At 49.8% G+C, this 15251-nt stretch carries 13 protein-coding genes; 11 read left to right on the forward strand and 2 right to left on the reverse strand.

The genetic code is table 11. From position 1 onward, the window contains the following. The first annotated feature begins 25 nt into the window (after positions 1-25). Together SPSPH_RS01200 and gltA are read left to right on the forward strand one after the other, a co-directional pair. Complete coding sequence (locus tag SPSPH_RS01200) at positions 26-904, forward strand: sulfide/dihydroorotate dehydrogenase-like FAD/NAD-binding protein (protein ID WP_075752442.1); 879 nt, start codon at positions 26-28, stop codon at positions 902-904. Further along, the gene (gene gltA / locus SPSPH_RS01205; RefSeq protein ID WP_075752444.1) at positions 904-2292 is read left to right on the forward strand and encodes an NADPH-dependent glutamate synthase; all 1389 of its coding nucleotides are present in this window, start codon (positions 904-906) and stop codon (positions 2290-2292) included. Before SPSPH_RS01200 ends, gltA begins: the two co-directional genes overlap by 1 nt. 61 nt (positions 2293-2353) lie before the next feature. Here gltA and SPSPH_RS01210 read toward each other — a convergent pair whose 3' ends face one another. Continuing rightward, complete coding sequence (locus SPSPH_RS01210) at positions 2354-3049, reverse strand: heparan-alpha-glucosaminide N-acetyltransferase (RefSeq protein WP_198930877.1); 696 nt, start codon at positions 3047-3049, stop codon at positions 2354-2356. 279 nt (positions 3050-3328) lie between these two features. Here SPSPH_RS01210 and SPSPH_RS01215 point away from each other — a divergent pair, with 279 nt between their 5' ends. The 7 genes from SPSPH_RS01215 (at position 3329) to SPSPH_RS01245 (ending at position 12837) form a co-directional block, all read left to right on the forward strand. Continuing rightward, entirely contained in the window at positions 3329-3673 is a 345-nt protein-coding gene (locus tag SPSPH_RS01215) for an SMR family transporter (protein ID WP_075752446.1), read from the forward strand. A 110-nt stretch (positions 3674-3783) separates the two neighbouring features. Then, positions 3784-4413 carry a DUF47 domain-containing protein gene (locus SPSPH_RS01220; protein WP_075752448.1) on the forward strand — a complete coding sequence of 210 codons (630 nt, stop codon included), beginning with the start codon at positions 3784-3786 and terminating at the stop codon, positions 4411-4413. Beyond that, entirely contained in the window at positions 4406-5398 is a 993-nt protein-coding gene (locus SPSPH_RS01225) for an inorganic phosphate transporter (RefSeq protein ID WP_075752450.1), read from the forward strand. Before SPSPH_RS01220 ends, SPSPH_RS01225 begins: the two co-directional genes overlap by 8 nt. Positions 5399-5702: 304 nt before the next feature. Further along, the gene (locus SPSPH_RS01230) at positions 5703-9479 is read left to right on the forward strand and encodes a phosphoribosylformylglycinamidine synthase (protein ID WP_075752452.1); all 3777 of its coding nucleotides are present in this window, start codon (positions 5703-5705) and stop codon (positions 9477-9479) included. Between the two features lie 74 nt (positions 9480-9553). After that, positions 9554-10690, forward strand: coding sequence for an ABC transporter substrate-binding protein (locus SPSPH_RS01235; protein ID WP_075752454.1), 1137 nt, complete (start codon positions 9554-9556; stop codon positions 10688-10690). Between the two features lie 11 nt (positions 10691-10701). Continuing rightward, entirely contained in the window at positions 10702-12462 is a 1761-nt protein-coding gene (locus SPSPH_RS01240) for a HAMP domain-containing histidine kinase (RefSeq protein WP_075752456.1), read from the forward strand. A 6-nt stretch (positions 12463-12468) separates the two neighbouring features. Further along, the gene (locus SPSPH_RS01245; protein ID WP_075752459.1) at positions 12469-12837 is read left to right on the forward strand and encodes a VOC family protein; all 369 of its coding nucleotides are present in this window, start codon (positions 12469-12471) and stop codon (positions 12835-12837) included. Between the two features lie 129 nt (positions 12838-12966). Here the strand turns inward: SPSPH_RS01245 and SPSPH_RS01250 are convergent, their stop codons facing one another. Next, positions 12967-13188: a hypothetical protein gene (locus SPSPH_RS01250; RefSeq protein ID WP_075752461.1), complete on the reverse strand. Its 222-nt coding sequence runs from the start codon at positions 13186-13188 to the stop codon at positions 12967-12969. Positions 13189-13416: 228 nt separating this feature from the next. Here SPSPH_RS01250 and SPSPH_RS01255 point away from each other — a divergent pair, with 228 nt between their 5' ends. Both SPSPH_RS01255 and speD read left to right on the forward strand, forming a co-directional pair. Beyond that, complete coding sequence (locus SPSPH_RS01255) at positions 13417-14283, forward strand: DUF2156 domain-containing protein (RefSeq protein WP_233138622.1); 867 nt, start codon at positions 13417-13419, stop codon at positions 14281-14283. Between the two features lie 95 nt (positions 14284-14378). Continuing rightward, positions 14379-15221 carry an adenosylmethionine decarboxylase gene (gene speD / locus SPSPH_RS01260; protein ID WP_075752465.1) on the forward strand — a complete coding sequence of 281 codons (843 nt, stop codon included), beginning with the start codon at positions 14379-14381 and terminating at the stop codon, positions 15219-15221. Positions 15222-15251 lie beyond the last annotated feature (30 nt).

The following is a 15251-nucleotide window of genomic DNA, read 5'->3' on the forward strand; positions in this document are numbered from 1 at the left end:
TATCGCAGCAGGGGAGGATGATTAGATGTATAAAATAGTCGAAAAACGGCAGTTGGCACCACAGATTTACTTGATGGATGTGGAAGCACCCCGGGTGGCTAAATCAGCCAAACCAGGCCAGTTTATTATTGTAAAGACGGACGAGAAAGGTGAGAGGATTCCGCTTACCATTTGCGATTATGATACTGTTAAGGGAACGGTTACAATTGTATTCCAGACATTAGGTAAATCAACCCTGGAAATGGCTGATTACCAGGCTGGTGATTATTTTACCGATTTTGCCGGACCGCTGGGTGAGGCCTCTGAGTTTATTTCTGAGGAAATTGAGGCCTTAAAACAGCAGAAAATTATTTTTGTTGCCGGTGGTGTGGGAACCGCCCCGGTTTATCCGCAGGTAAAATGGCTGCAGCAGCAGGGGGTTCAGGTTGACGTAATCATCGGGGCGCGCAACAAGGAAATGGTCATTTTGGAAGAAGAGCTGAAAGCTCTGAGCGCCAGGGTATATGTTACCACCGATGATGGATCTTACAGCCGGAAAGGCCTGGTTACCGATGTGTTAAAAGAGCTTATTGACAATGGCACCCGGTATGACCATGTTATTGCCATTGGTCCAATGATTATGATGAAGTTTGTAGCCAAGCTGACCAAGGAGTATGCTATCAAGACAACTATCAGCTTGAATCCGATTATGGTTGACGGCACCGGTATGTGTGGCGCCTGCCGTGTTTCGGTAGGTGACGAAATCAAATTTGCCTGTGTTGACGGCCCGGAATTTGACGGCCATTTGGTCGACTTTGACGAAGCTATGCGTCGCCAGGCTATGTACAAAACTGAAGAAGGCCGGGAGATGCTGGCAATGGAAAAAGGCAGCCACACCGGCGGTTGTTGTGGAGGGCATAACTAATGAGCAAAGCAGCTAGAGTACCAGTACGTGAACAATGTCCCAAACAACGTGTTACCAATTTTGATGAAGTATGCCTGGGCTATTCGCTGGAGGAAGCCGTTGCGGAAGCCAACCGCTGCCTGAATTGCAAAAACGCCAAATGTGTTGGCGATTGCCCTGTAGCAATAAATATTCCGGAATTTGTCAGCCATGTTAAAAAAGGCGAAATTGCCGAAGCTGCCAAAGTGATTGCCCAGGCCAGTGCTCTGCCTGCTGTCTGCGGCCGCGTATGTCCGCAGGAAACCCAGTGTGAGGGCAAGTGTATTCTGGGAATTAAGGGTGAAGCTGTGGCCATTGGCAAACTGGAGCGGTTTGTGGCCGACTGGGCCCGGGAAAATCAGATAACGGCGGCGGAAGCGGCACCGAAAAACGGCAAGAAAGTAGCCGTAATCGGCAGTGGTCCTGCCGGACTGACCTGTGCCGGCGACTTGGCCCTTAAAGGCTATGAAGTCACCATCTTTGAAGCGCTGCACGAACCAGGCGGCGTATTGGTTTATGGTATCCCGGAATTCCGGCTGCCGAAAGAAACCGTGGTTAAAGCCGAGATCGAGAACCTCAAAAAACTGGGTGTTGCGATTGAGACTAACGTGGTTATTGGTAAAACAGTCACCATTGATGAACTATTGAATGAAGAAGGCTTTGATGCCGTATTTATTGGGTCAGGCGCCGGCTTGCCGAAGTTTATGGGAATTGCCGGTGAAAACGCCAACGGCGTATTCTCTGCCAATGAGTTTTTAACCCGTAACAATCTGATGAAGGCTTTTAAAGAAGACTATTCAACACCCATCAAGGTGGGTAAAAAAGTCGCTGTAGTTGGCGGTGGCAACGTAGCTATGGATGCCGCCAGAACAGCCGCCCGCCTGGGTGCGGAAACTCATATTGTTTATCGCCGGTCGGAAGCCGAACTGCCTGCCCGGGTTGAGGAAGTGCATCATGCCAAAGAAGAAGGGGTAATTTTTGATGTGCTGACCAATCCGACAGAGATTCTGGTGGATGAAAAAGGCTGGGTGACCGGTCTGAAGTGCGTTAAAATGGAACTGGGTGAACCGGATGCCGGTGGCCGGAGAAAACCGGTGGTTGTAGCTGACTCCGAGTTTGTTATGGAAGTGGATACGGTCATCATGTCTCTCGGCACTTCGCCTAATCCGCTCATTTCCTCGACTACCCAGGGACTGGAAATCAATAAATGGCAATGCATTGTCGCCGATGAGGAAACCGGTTTAACCAGCCGCGAACGTGTTTACGCCGGCGGTGATGCCGTTACCGGCGCAGCCACAGTCATTCTGGCCATGGGCGCAGGCAAAAAAGCCGCAGCCGCCATTGATGAAATGCTTATGTCTTCGAAATAACATGTCAATATAGCTAGAACCGCCCCATGCCGGCAGGCAGAGGGCGGTTTTATATTTAGACTCACAGTTTATACAGGAGATACAAGCCTGCTAAGATCAGCGGCTGATGTACAAGGTAAACCGGCAAAGAATGGCGCCCGAGCCAGCCTAGCCAGCCGGCCGGGCGGTACAAAGCGGCCCCAGGCCACAGCGGCTGTTTTGCCGGATATAAGAGTTTGCCTGCTGCCAGGCCATAGAGGACTATGCCCAGCCAGGGGAATATGGGGTAATAATCAAGCGAGGCAAAGCCGGGAGGCGTGATGCCCAAAGGGATAAACCAGGGCAGCGGCGGTGTCAGGGTAATGGCTAGTTTTCCTGCTATGATGCAGACTGTTCCGGCCACTGCCAGTGTCAGGGCGCTATACTGTTTCAGCCAGGGGGCCAGCAGCATGGCGCTGCCCAGCAGATGCAAAATGCCAAACCGGATATATTCTGCCGGCTGGAGAAGGTAGGTGACTGCCGTAATAATCAGGCCGGTGCCCAGTACTTTGAGTCCGCGCTGCAGTGAATTACGGCTAAGCGTACAGCTTATTCCCGATACCAGCATAAACAGTACTGCCGCAGCTTTGCCCTGGTAATACCAAAACCCATTCAGATAATCAACCGGCCAGTGGTAAAAATAGGCCAGGTCAAACACGATATGAAAAATGATCATTAGCAGGATAGCGATTCCACGCAGTAAATCTATTTCGGCCAGTCGGGCGGTTGGCTGGGGCAAGACGGGTGGCCTCCTTATGGCAGGAAACGGAGTTTCCCGGCGATGCTTTGTCATTACTTTAACAATAAAATACAATTCGCATTACGTCAAGTGACCCTGTTTCAGCACTATATTAATTTCACAAATCCGGTAACTTTTTGTGCTATTTGTGACACAATATAATAAATAATAGTAATACTGTTAGCAGGAATACCCTTCGGCAAAGGGAATTATAGTAGCAGATGGAGGCTCTGGCCCACCTATATGGGTCAGAGCCTATTGACGGCAGGAGACGATCGCATGAAAGAAATCTATATAATCTTATTCTCAGTCCTGCTGGGGGCTGTTGGGCAGATTGCCTTTAAATACGGCGCCACCCATATTCCTGAAACAGGTTCGATTACGGAAAAAATCATAGCTGCCTGGCCGATTATCGGTGGTCTGTTTCTCTATGGCCTAAGTACCCTGTTCTGGATTTATGCCTTGCGCACTGTCGAGCTAAGCTACGCTTATCCGCTGATTAGCCTGGGCTATGTACTGGTGTTTGCCGCCTCTTATTTTCTGTTTCAGGAATCGATCAGTCCTCTCCGGCTGGGTGGTTTGGTATTAATTATCAGTGGTATTGTCCTCGTTGCTAAGTCATAGCAGTAAGTGCTAAATTAACCGAATCTTAACATTTTTTTACAGTTAGTTAACAAAAGGCGCGGTTATGTGCTATAATCAGTTTGAATTCGACAATTTTTAAGGAGGCTATTATGGGATTTGGCTTAAAGCCCCGTGAAGAAAAGTTTTATGGCTATTTATTAGAAAACACGCAACTAATCCGGGATGCGGCCGATGTGTTACAAGAAGCGATAAACCGGGATGGTGACTTATCCGAATTAATGGTTCGGATTGACGAGCTGGAAAAAAAAGCTGACGTCAATACGGCCAAAATTGTCGGTTTATTACACAAAACCTTTATTACGCCGCTTGACCGTGAAGACATCTACAGTATTGCTCACAAGCTTGATGATGTCATTGACTGTATTCAAGGTACCATTGAACGTATGGAGTTATATAATGCCGGTACCGCATCCGATGGAGCCAGGGAACTTGCTGTGCTTGTAGGCAAAAGTGTCAAACAGATTGACAAGGCGTTTACCCATTTACCTGAGATAAAAAAACAAAAAGAGAAGCTGGAAGAGCGCTGTGCCCGGATTATTGAGTATGAAGCTATGGGTGACAGGCTGTACCGTCAGGAAATGGCCAAATTGTTCAGAGAATGCAAGGATCCGATTGAAATTATTAAATGGAAAGAAATTTTGCTGCATTTGGAAGAAACCTTGGATATCAGTGAGGATATTGCGAATTTGCTAAAGGGAGTCATCGTAAAATATGCCTGATCTGACGTTGCTCTATGTTGTGGTATTTTTTGCGCTGGCATTTGATTACATCAATGGTTTTCATGATACTGCCAATGCCATTGCCACTTCGGTATCTACCCGCGCTTTGGAACCACAGTATGCCGTTATGCTGGCGGCGGTGCTAAACTTTGCCGGGGCACTCTACAGCACAGGTGTGGCGAAGACCATTGGCGGCGATCTTGTTAAATCGGCATCCTTAGTCAGTCAGCCTGTGATCATATCGGCGTTGATTGGTGCTATTGTCTGGAATCTGATTACCTGGTGGCTGGGTATTCCCAGCAGTTCCTCGCACGCGCTTGTCGGCGGCGTTTTGGGAGCCGTGGTTGTCGGCGCAGGTTTTGAGGCCATTAACCTTATCGGGGTTGAGAGGATTTTCCTGTCCCTGGTACTGTCACCGCTCATTGCCATGGCTGGCGGCTATATCATTATGATTGCCCTGCTGTGGATGTTTGGCAGACAGGAGCCGGGTAAGTTAAATTCAGGCTTTAAGAAGATGCAGTTGTTGTCTGCCAGCATGATGTCGTTTTCGCATGGTTCTAATGATGCGCAAAAGGCTATGGGCATTATTACCCTGGCGCTGTTAAGCTCAGGGCAGATAGCGACACTGGAAGTGCCCTTTTGGGTAAAACTGTCCTGTGCCACGGCAATGGCTTTAGGTACGGCAGCCGGCGGCTGGAAAATCATCAAAACTATGGGCGGGAAAATTTTTAAGCTTGAGCCTATTAGCGGCTTTGCTGCTGATTTGAATTCATCACTTGTTATTTTTGCGGCTACCAATCTTCACCTGCCTGTCAGCACTACCCATGTGGTATCAGGCTCAATTATGGGTGTGGGTTCTTCCAAACGGATTTCCGCTGTGCGCTGGGGTGTGGCTCAGCAAATGTTATTTGCCTGGGTATTGACCATTCCTTTTAGTGCCGTCACCAGTGCTCTGATGTATAAAATACTAAAACTATTTATGTAGCAATAATATGAATATATAGGCTTTTACGATGGCAGCTCAAGGCGCAAGCACAGGGCTGCTTTTCTTTTAATCTGACAGAACACATAAGTTCTGTGAGCCACTGAGGTCTTATAAAACAAAAGGTGCCGGTACAGGGCGGCGCTGACGGTTGTAAGGACCGCAGCCGGCAATTCTTGCTTATCACCTTGCTATTCATTTATCAACTCAATTATAATAGTAATAATATCTTGCCGTGTTTTTCATGATATTTCAGGGACAGGGGGCAGGTACTGCTCCTGACTGTAATAATAAGGAGGTATGTGTTTTGAGCACCGTTCGCCGTATATTTGTTGAAAAGAAACCGGGTTTTGCCGTAGAAGCGGAAGGCGTCTACTCTGATTTGAAACACCATCTGGGGATAACCGGTTTGACCGGAGTGCGTATTCTGCATCGCTATGATATCAGCGGGATAAGCGACTCTGAATTTGAGTCGTCACTTTATACCATATTCTCCGAACCGCCGGTGGATTTTCTCTACCGGGAAGAAATGCCTGTTCCTGCCGGGGTCAGGGTGTTGGCTATGGAATATTTGCCAGGTCAATACGACCAGCGTGCCGATTGGGCCGCCCAGTCGGTGCAAATTCTCACGCAAAAGGAACGTCCCGACATTCGTACTGCCAAAATACTGGTATTGGAAGGGGAACTTTCCGACGCTGAGCTTGCTAAAATCAAGGATTACTGTATTAACCCCATCGAAGCCCGGGAAGCGCTGCTGGAGAAACCGGCAACCCTGGGGCTGCCAACCGAGACTCCGCCCGATGTTGCGGTACTCAACGGGTTTATTGGGTTGTCACAGGCGGAACTGGTCCGGTTTTTAGCAGAGCGGGGTCTGGCGATGAGTCTGGAGGATTTGGCTTTCTGTCAGGCTTATTTCCGCGATACGGAAAAGCGTGAGCCAACGATTACGGAAATAAAAGTTATTGATACCTATTGGTCTGATCATTGCCGGCATACCACCTTCCACACCAGGATTGAAGCGGTGGAAATTGAAGACGGGCGGTTCAGCCGTCCGGTGGCTGCCGCCTGGCAGGGGTACCGGCAAGCCCGGCAATATATATATGGTGACAAGGCTGCCGGGCGTGATATCAATCTTATGGATATTGCCACCACTGCCATGAAAGAGCTAAAGAAGCAGGGGCAGCTTGCCGATTTGGACGAATCCGAGGAAATTAACGCCTGCAGCATTGTGGTACAAGCCGATGTTGACGGCAGGACCGAGGACTGGCTGGTGATGTTTAAAAATGAAACCCATAACCACCCGACAGAAATCGAACCCTTTGGCGGAGCGGCTACCTGTCTGGGCGGCTGCATCCGTGACCCGCTGTCAGGCCGTTCTTATGTGTATCAGGCCATGCGTGTTACCGGCAGCGGTGACCCCCGTGTCCCGCTGGCTTCCACCTTGCCTGGCAAATTACCGCAGCGCAGGATTACTACCGGCGCCGCGGCCGGTTACAGCTCATACGGCAACCAAATTGGCCTGGCAACAGGCCAGGTGGCTGAAATCTATGATCCCGGCTATATTGCCAAACGCCTGGAGATTGGCGCTGTTATGGCGGCCGCACCGAAAGAGAATGTCATCAGGACAGTGCCGGCGGCCGGGGATGTTGTTATTTTGGTCGGCGGACGGACCGGACGCGACGGCTGCGGTGGTGCGACAGGCTCCTCTAAGGCCCATACGGAAGAATCGCTGGAGAATTGCGGTGCCGAGGTACAAAAAGGCAATCCGCCGACAGAACGGAAAATTCAGCGGCTGTTTCGCCAGCCGGCAGTCAGCACCATGATTAAACGCTGCAACGATTTTGGCGCCGGCGGCGTTTCGGTAGCCATTGGCGAATTGACAGATGGTGTAATTATTACCTTAGATGCTGTTCCCAAAAAATACGAAGGTCTTGATGGCACCGAGCTGGCTATTTCCGAATCACAGGAGCGGATGGCGGTAGTTGTTGCCGCGGCCGATGCCCAAAGGTTCATCGATTATGCCGATCGGGAAAATCTGGAAGCTACGCTTGTGGCAAAAGTGTCTGACGATCAGCGCCTGACGATGCTGTGGCGCGGCAAGCCGATCGTGAGCCTCAGCCGCGAGTTCTTGAATACCAATGGTGTGAAACAACATACTGCCGTACGGGTGACGGCGCCGGCGCCCGAAAGTTATTTTGCCGGCCAGCCGGCGATTGGCGCTGCCGCAGCCGGCAAAGCGGCCTGGCTGAGCATGTTGCAGAATATTAATGTGGCAAGTCAAAAAGGACTTGTCGAACGCTTTGACAGCAGTATTGGCGCCGGCACGGTGCTGATGCCGTTCGGCGGCAAATATCAGGATACTCCCAGTGAAGGTATGGTTGCCAAACTGCCGGTGCTGTCAGGCGACACGACAACCGGCACTATTATGACCTACGGGTTCAATCCCGGCTTGTCGACCTGGAGCCCCTTCCATGGAGCTGTTTACGCAATTGTGGAAGCGGCAGCCAAGGTGGTGGCCGTAGGCGGCAATTTCCGTAACATTCGCCTGACCCTGCAGGAGTATTTCGAAAAGCTGGGCAAGGATCAGGTGAAATGGGGCAAGCCCTTCAGTGCGTTATTAGGCGCCTTTTACGCCCAGCAGCAACTGGGCATTCCGGCCATTGGCGGCAAGGATAGTATGTCCGGTTCCTTCAACGAGCTTACGGTGCCGCCAACCCTGGTGGCCTTTGCGGTAACAACGGTTGATACCGGCAAGGTAATCTCCCAGGAGTTTAAACAGGCCGGCAGCCAGGTGGTACTTATCCGCTCGCAGCGCGGGCAGGACGAATTGCCTGACTTTGCCGCTTTGACCCTGGCCTATGACCGGGTGCATCAGCTTATCCAGGCAGACCGGGTTTTGGCAGCTCACACCGTTAAAATCGGCGGTCTGGCCGAAGCGGTCACCAAGATGTCCTTTGGCAACCGCATCGGTGTTGACCTTATGGCTGCGGTCAAACCAGACATGCTGTTTGCTCCCGAGTATGGTTCGTTCATCCTTGAATTACCGGCTGAGACAGAGCTTGAACAAGCGCTTGGCGGTATTCCTTATGAGCTTGTTGGCCGGACAACCTCGCGGCCGGTTATTAGCTGGAACGACCTGGAGCTTACTGTGGAAGAAGCCCTGGAGGCTTGGCAGGCACCGCTGGAAACCGTCTTTCCTACCTGTCCGGGTCCGATTGGCGGACAACCGCAGGCCTTTACCGCCTATACCAGGCGCAACAGCCGCCGGCCGGCGGTCAGTGTGGCCAGACCCCGGGTGCTTATTCCGGTATTTCCCGGCACAAACTGCGAATATGATACCGCCAAGGCCTTTGAACAAGCCGGAGCGGTTGCTCAAACCCTGGTAATCCGCAATTTGACCTCTGCCCATATTGAAGAATCTATCACGGCTTTGGCCCGGGAAATTGCCGCTGCGCAGATTGTTATGCTGCCAGGCGGCTTCAGCGCCGGCGACGAGCCTGACGGTTCCGGCAAATTTATTGCCACCATGTTCCGCAATCCCCGGGTAAAAGAGGCTGTTACCGAGCTGCTGCAGCACCGTGACGGCCTGATGCTGGGCATCTGCAACGGCTTCCAGGCATTAATCAAGCTCGGACTGGTTCCTTATGGCGAAATCCGCAATCTGACCGAAACTAGTCCGACCCTGACTTTTAATAAAATAGGCCGCCATATTTCGTGTATGGTCAATACCAAGGTGGTTTCCACCCTGTCACCCTGGCTGAGCTGTGTTGAGGCCGGTGAAGTGTTTACCATTCCGGCTTCCCATGGGGAGGGGCGCTTTTACGCCACCGCTGAGGAGATTGAGCAGCTAGCCAGGGGCGGCCAGATTGCCACCCAGTATGTCGATTTTGCGGGACAGCCCACCTATGATGTCCGGTTTAATCCTAACGGTTCGTTTCACGCTATCGAAGCCATTACCAGTCCGGATGGGCGGGTACTGGGGAAAATGGGGCACTCCGAACGTATCGGCCGGCATGTTGCGGCCAATATACCGGGCAATAAAGACCAGCAATTATTTTACGCCGGTGTGCGATATTTTAAATAAAGAGAAAATAAGCAGGAAAACTTCTTACTGTTGACTAATTATTATTTACAATAATTGTCGGACGGAGGGAGAATGTGTCGACTGCGAAACGCTGCCAGTTGGTTGTTTGTGTACTGTTGTTGCTCATCATTCCGGCAGTATCAGGCTGTTTTGGCCAGCAGACGTATAAGATCGGCTTTGTCGGCGGGTTGACCGGCCGGTATTCTGATCTTGGTGTTGCCGGACGCAATGGGGTTACTTTGGCTATCGAGGAAATTAACAAGGCCGGCGGTATTCACGGCAGGCCGGTTGAGCTTATTGTCAGAGATGATAAAAACGATCCTGCCGTTGTCCGGGCTGTTGATGAAGAGCTGATTGATGCCGGTGTACGCATTCTTATCGGGCATATGACCAGTGCTGCGGCAGTGGCTTCCCTGCCGGTCAGCGCCGGCGGCAAGGCGCTTATTGTTACGCCTACCGCTACGGCAGATAGCCTGAGAGGCAATGATGACATGCTGATTACCATTATGTCACCCCTTAAGCTTATGGCCCAGGTGCAGGCGGCCTATGCCGTACAGGAACTGGGGCTTAAGCGGCTGGTTATCATCGGTGACAGCTCCAATCCCGAATATGCCCGGAACTGGGCAGAGGTGTTTACCGCTTATTTTGAAAGCTTTGGCGGTAAGGTTGTTGCGACACTGCCTTTTGCTTCAGGCAGCGGTGTCGAGTACGAGAGTTTAGCGCAAACGGCGGCAGGCTACCGGCCGGAGGGGATTCTCCTGGTAGCCGGTGCGGTCGATGCCGCAGTAATGAGCCAATGGTTGAGAAAAAGGCAGCCTGACGTACCCATATTTTCCAGCAGCTGGGCTATGACCAATGATTTTATTCATCATGGCGGTCAGGCTGTGGAAGGGATTGTATTTAGCAGTACCTATAGTCCTGACAATCATAACCCGGCTTATGTCCGGTTTGCCCACAAATACCGGGAGCGGTTTGGCAGCTGGCCCAACTATGCCGCTGCTCATAGCTATGAAGCGGCGCAGCTGGTATTAACAGGAATAAATAAGGCGGGCAATGATCAGGCGCTTGCTGTTAAACAAGCCATTATCGGTCAGCAGCAATTCACGGGATTATGGGATGACTACCTGATTAATGCTGCCGGCGATGCCAGCCGTGTCTGCCGGTTAGTAATTGTAACAAATGGTCAGTTTGTCACATTGGACAAAAAGTGAGTCGGTGGCATATGAGCAAAATTACAGGCAGTCTCAAAGGTGTTATGACCTTTAACTTCATAATCGCGGTTGCTCTGCCTATTCTGGTAATTAGTATTATTACCGTTACACTTCTGTCCAGAAGTATGGGAGAGCAGGTAGTCCGGCATAATATCCATTTGGCGCGCAGTTTGATTGCCAGTACGGAGGATTTTCTGGCAACAGCCGGCATGGTAATGCAGGAAGCGGCGCTTATGCTGGAGACAGGCGGGCTTGATAACCGTCAAAGGCAATATTATCTGGATACCCTGGTCGCCAGTCACAGCTATTTTGAGACTGTGTATGTGCTCAATGCCAAAGGACAGTCTGTGATGGTTGCACCTTATCATGCCAGTTATGCAACCCTGGATATGTCAAGACAACCGTTTTTTCAGATTACCCAGCAAGCTGATTCCACGTATTGGTCGGCTACCTTTATCTCCCAGCATACAGGCCAGCCGACTCTGACGGTGACTAGGCCGATGGCTGACGGCATGCTTGTGGGCTATGTCAATCTAAGCAAATTAAATGAAATTGTGGCCAAAAATGATACCAATACCAAGGGCAGCTGGGCGGCCATTCTTGATCATGAGGGCACTTTTATTGGACACTCTGACCAGAGTCAGGTATACCAGCGCAGCAATATTGGTGACCGGGAGATTATTCATGATGCATTAGCCTGTGAGGACGGTACAATCCATGTCAAATACGGACAGCAGGAATACCTCCTTACGGCAGGAATGGTGAAGCCGACCGGCTGGCCGCTGATTGTAATCCAGCAGACCGAGGTTGCCTTTGCACCGGTGCACAGAACCCGGAACATCTTTGTCATTGGCGCTGCTTTGGCTCTGGTGCTGGCAGGCATTATTGCCATGGCCAATTTGAAAAAAATCTTTAAACCGCTCAATGAATTCACTGCCGAAGCCAGGCAGGTAGCTTCAGGCAATTACAATTTGCCGCTTAAGGCTTATGAATATACCGAGTTTACTGCTCTGTCAGAACATTTTCATGCGATGACCGAGGCCGTGCGCCGGCGCGAAGCTGAATTGACCAAATATGCGCAGACGCTGGAACGGAGCAACCGGGAATTGGATCAGTTTGCCTATGTTGTTTCCCATGATCTTAAGGCGCCGCTGCGAGCCATCGACAATTTGTCACAATGGATTGCGGAAGACCTTGCCGGTACCTTGGATGCCGATATCCGGCACAAGCTGGAGCTTTTGCGCGGACGGGTACAGCGCATGGCTAATTTGATCGAAGATATCCTGGAATATTCCCGCATCGGCAGGGTGAAGACAGAGGTTAAGCCGGTTAACGTTCAGCACTTGCTGGCCGAAGTGATCGAAGAGGTAGCGCTGCCTGACGGCTTTCACATTTTGATCGGACCGGATATGCCGGTAATCAAGACCGAACGGATTCGGCTCAAGCAGGTGTTTGCCAATCTTATCGGTAATGCCGTTAATCATCACAACCGGCCGGATGGCCAGATACTGGTAACTGTTGCCAGGACAGACGGCGGCTTTGCCTTTAGTGTGGCTGATAACGGGCCTGGCATTGCTCCGGAATATCACCGCAAAATTTTTGAAATGTTTCAGACCCTGCAGCCGTGCACTACTTTGAAAAGTACCGGCATCGGCTTGGCTTTGGTTAAAAAGATTGTTGAGAACCAGGGGGGCCGGATTGAGCTACTATCGGTGGCAGGACAAGGGGCGAAGTTTATCTTTACATGGCCGGAACGGTTAGAGGAGGAGTAGTGGTTTATGTATAATATTGCTCATATTGGCGTAGTCGTCAAAGATGCCGACAAATCACTGGAATTCTATACAACGGTATTAGGCTGCACCCGGGAAGAAAGCTACCAGGATGAGCGTATTCGCCTGGAGTTTATTAAGGCAGGCCAGCAGACCATCGAGCTTATTCAGTACAAAGAGGATGCTGTCAGTGACCGTGGTCCGGGGATTATTGATCATATTGCCTTCCTGGTCAACGACCTGGAGGCCGAGCTTGCTAAATTGCGGCAGCAGCAGGTCAGGCTGCTGCTCGATCAGCCCAAAATATCGGGCAATAAAAAGCTGATGTTTTTCAGCGGCCCTGACGGAGAACGCCTGGAGTTTATCCAAAAGTTATAAAGCACTGAAACTCGGCTTGTGGATGACGGCACCCTATAGTACGCGCTGCAAACAAAACAAGGACGGTTCTTGACTGGCAGACAAGCTGCAGCAGTAAGAACTGTCCTTATATCTATGGCTTACGGCGTATTAGCCTAAGCCTATGCCGGGAGGATGCTTGGGGGCGTTTTCCCCCAGCGGGCATTTCTCCAGGCCGCACTCATCGCTGAAATCACATTCGATTTCAGCCACCTGATAATGGGGTACCGCCTCGCCGGGAATACGGGTCTCCCGGTAAATCGCAATAATGGTATGGCGTTTCGCCAGATAAGGGCAATCGCCGGACAGCAAGGTGGGCGCGCGTTTACTCATATCTTCACCTCTTTTTAAGTATAGTACTTGCCTGTGTCTGCTATATTTTTTACCTGGGGAATATATCGCAGCATGTTGACGGCTTTCTTCGTGGATACTATATATGTTGCGTGGAAGCAGTGACTGGAATATAATAAAATGCGTTAACAATTACTCAGCCTATGTTGACAAAACAGATCAGGTTGATCATAAATAGGGGGAATTCGTATTAACTTCCAGAAGATCACTTTGGCGCAAAAGCCTTTTTTTGATAAATGCTTTACGCAGCGCCGTTATGAGAATGCTCATTTTAATTTTACTAATTTATTTATGTGGCGCAATATCTATTCGATTAGGTGGGCAGAGCAGGACGGGTACCTGATTCTTCAAGCTGAATATGACAATCACCGGTTTATGCTTCAGCCAATAGGTCCTGACCAGGGCGTGGAAGCTGTGCTGGAAAAAATGGCTGCCTACTGTGCGGCAGAGAGCCGGCCCTTTGTCCTGCGGGGCGTCGAAAAGTTTATGGTCGACATTATTGAGAAATGGCGGCCCGGCCAGTTTACGCTTACCAGTGAACGCGACAATTTTGACTATGTTTATAATAGCAAGGATTTGATTGAATTAAAAGGCCGCAAATACCATGGCAAGAAAAATCATATCAATAGTTTTTACCGCAATTACAGTAATTACCAGTACTTTCCTCTGACTGCAGAATGGGCGCCCAAATGTATTGAGAGTGAAATGGAATGGTGTAAGAAAAAAGGCTGTGACGAGGATGCTCATTTGCGCGGTGAGCGGGATGCTGTTATTGAGGTGCTTACCCATTGGGATGAGCTTAAGCTGACCGGCGGCCTGCTGCTTATCAGCGGTAAAGTCGAGGCTTTTACCTTTGGCGAGCAGCTTAACAGTGATACTGCGGTTATCCATGTGGAAAAGGCAAACCCCGACATTCGCGGTGTTTATCCGGTTATCAACCAGAAGTTCTGTGCAACTGCCTGGCAGCACCTTAGCTTTATTAACCGGGAAGAAGATATGGGCATCGAAGGCTTGCGCAAGGCCAAAGAATCCTATTATCCGGTGAAAATGACTGAGAAATTCAATATAGTATTTTAAAAAAGCCTAAAAACTTATACTTTTTGTCTTGGTGTGGTATAATTCTTTCAAGGTAAAGCCTATATTTTTTAGCTGTGAGGAGAAGGACAGGCAAGATGGAAATTAAATCAATTAAAAAACTAAAACTCTATGGGTTTAATAATCTCACCAAATCACTGAGCTTTAATATGTACGACATCTGCTATGCGAAAACTCCCCAGCACCGCCATTCCTACATCGAGTATATTGATGAAGAATACAGTGCCGAGCGTTTGACCAATATTCTCACCGAAGTAGCTAATATGATTGGTGCCAACATCTTAAATATTGCCAAACAGGACTATGACCCGCAAGGGGCCAGTGTCACCATGCTGATTTCAGAGGAAGCTGTCCACCAGCCGGGGGCCATTTTTACCAGTGAGGAATGCGGGGAGTGCGAGCTCAATGAACCCATGCCTGATGCGGTGGTCTGCCATTTGGACAAAAGCCATATTACCGTTCATACCTATCCGGAGAGCCATCCGGACGAAGGTATCAGTACTTTTCGTGCCGACATTGACGTATCGACCTGTGGTCATATTTCACCACTTAAGGCCCTGAACTTCCTCATTAATACCTTTCGCCCGGACATCGCCGTTATGGATTACCGGGTGCGTGGTTTTACCCGGGATGTTAACGGTAAAAAGTTTTTTATCGACCATAAGATCAACTCGATTCAAAACTATATTTCCGGCGACAATCGCGATATGTACCAGATGATTGATGTGAATGTATATCAGGAAAACATTTTTCACACCAAGATGCTCCTGAAAGAATTTGATTTGGATAACTATTTATTCGGTACCGCCAAAAAAGAATTGCAGGCCGGCGAGAAAAAGAAAATCAAGCAGCGCCTGAAAAAAGAAATGGCCGAAATTTTTTACGGAAAAAATATTCCTAAAGTTCATTTAAAGATGTAACATGAAAATCCCCCATTTGGGGGATTTTAT

Origin of the sequence: Sporomusa sphaeroides DSM 2875 (genome assembly GCF_001941975.2) — a bacterium.
Taxonomy (GTDB): domain Bacteria; phylum Bacillota; class Negativicutes; order Sporomusales; family Sporomusaceae; genus Sporomusa; species Sporomusa sphaeroides.

Bases quoted from the DNA above. Each gene is read 5' to 3' on its own strand.
- SPSPH_RS01250 (WP_075752461.1), bottom strand. From the start codon at position 13,188: ATGAGTAAACGCGCGCCCACCTTGCTGTCCGGCGATTGCCCTTATCTG.
- SPSPH_RS01220 (WP_075752448.1), top strand. From the start codon at position 3,784: ATGGGATTTGGCTTAAAGCCCCGTGAAGAAAAGTTTTATGGCTATTTA.
- gltA (WP_075752444.1), top strand. From the start codon at position 904: ATGAGCAAAGCAGCTAGAGTACCAGTACGTGAACAATGTCCCAAACAA.
- SPSPH_RS01215 (WP_075752446.1), top strand. From the start codon at position 3,329: ATGAAAGAAATCTATATAATCTTATTCTCAGTCCTGCTGGGGGCTGTT.
- SPSPH_RS01200 (WP_075752442.1), top strand. From the start codon at position 26: ATGTATAAAATAGTCGAAAAACGGCAGTTGGCACCACAGATTTACTTG.
- speD (WP_075752465.1), top strand. From the start codon at position 14,379: ATGGAAATTAAATCAATTAAAAAACTAAAACTCTATGGGTTTAATAAT.
- SPSPH_RS01245 (WP_075752459.1), top strand. From the start codon at position 12,469: ATGTATAATATTGCTCATATTGGCGTAGTCGTCAAAGATGCCGACAAA.
- SPSPH_RS01240 (WP_075752456.1), top strand. From the start codon at position 10,702: ATGAGCAAAATTACAGGCAGTCTCAAAGGTGTTATGACCTTTAACTTC.
- SPSPH_RS01225 (WP_075752450.1), top strand. From the start codon at position 4,406: ATGCCTGATCTGACGTTGCTCTATGTTGTGGTATTTTTTGCGCTGGCA.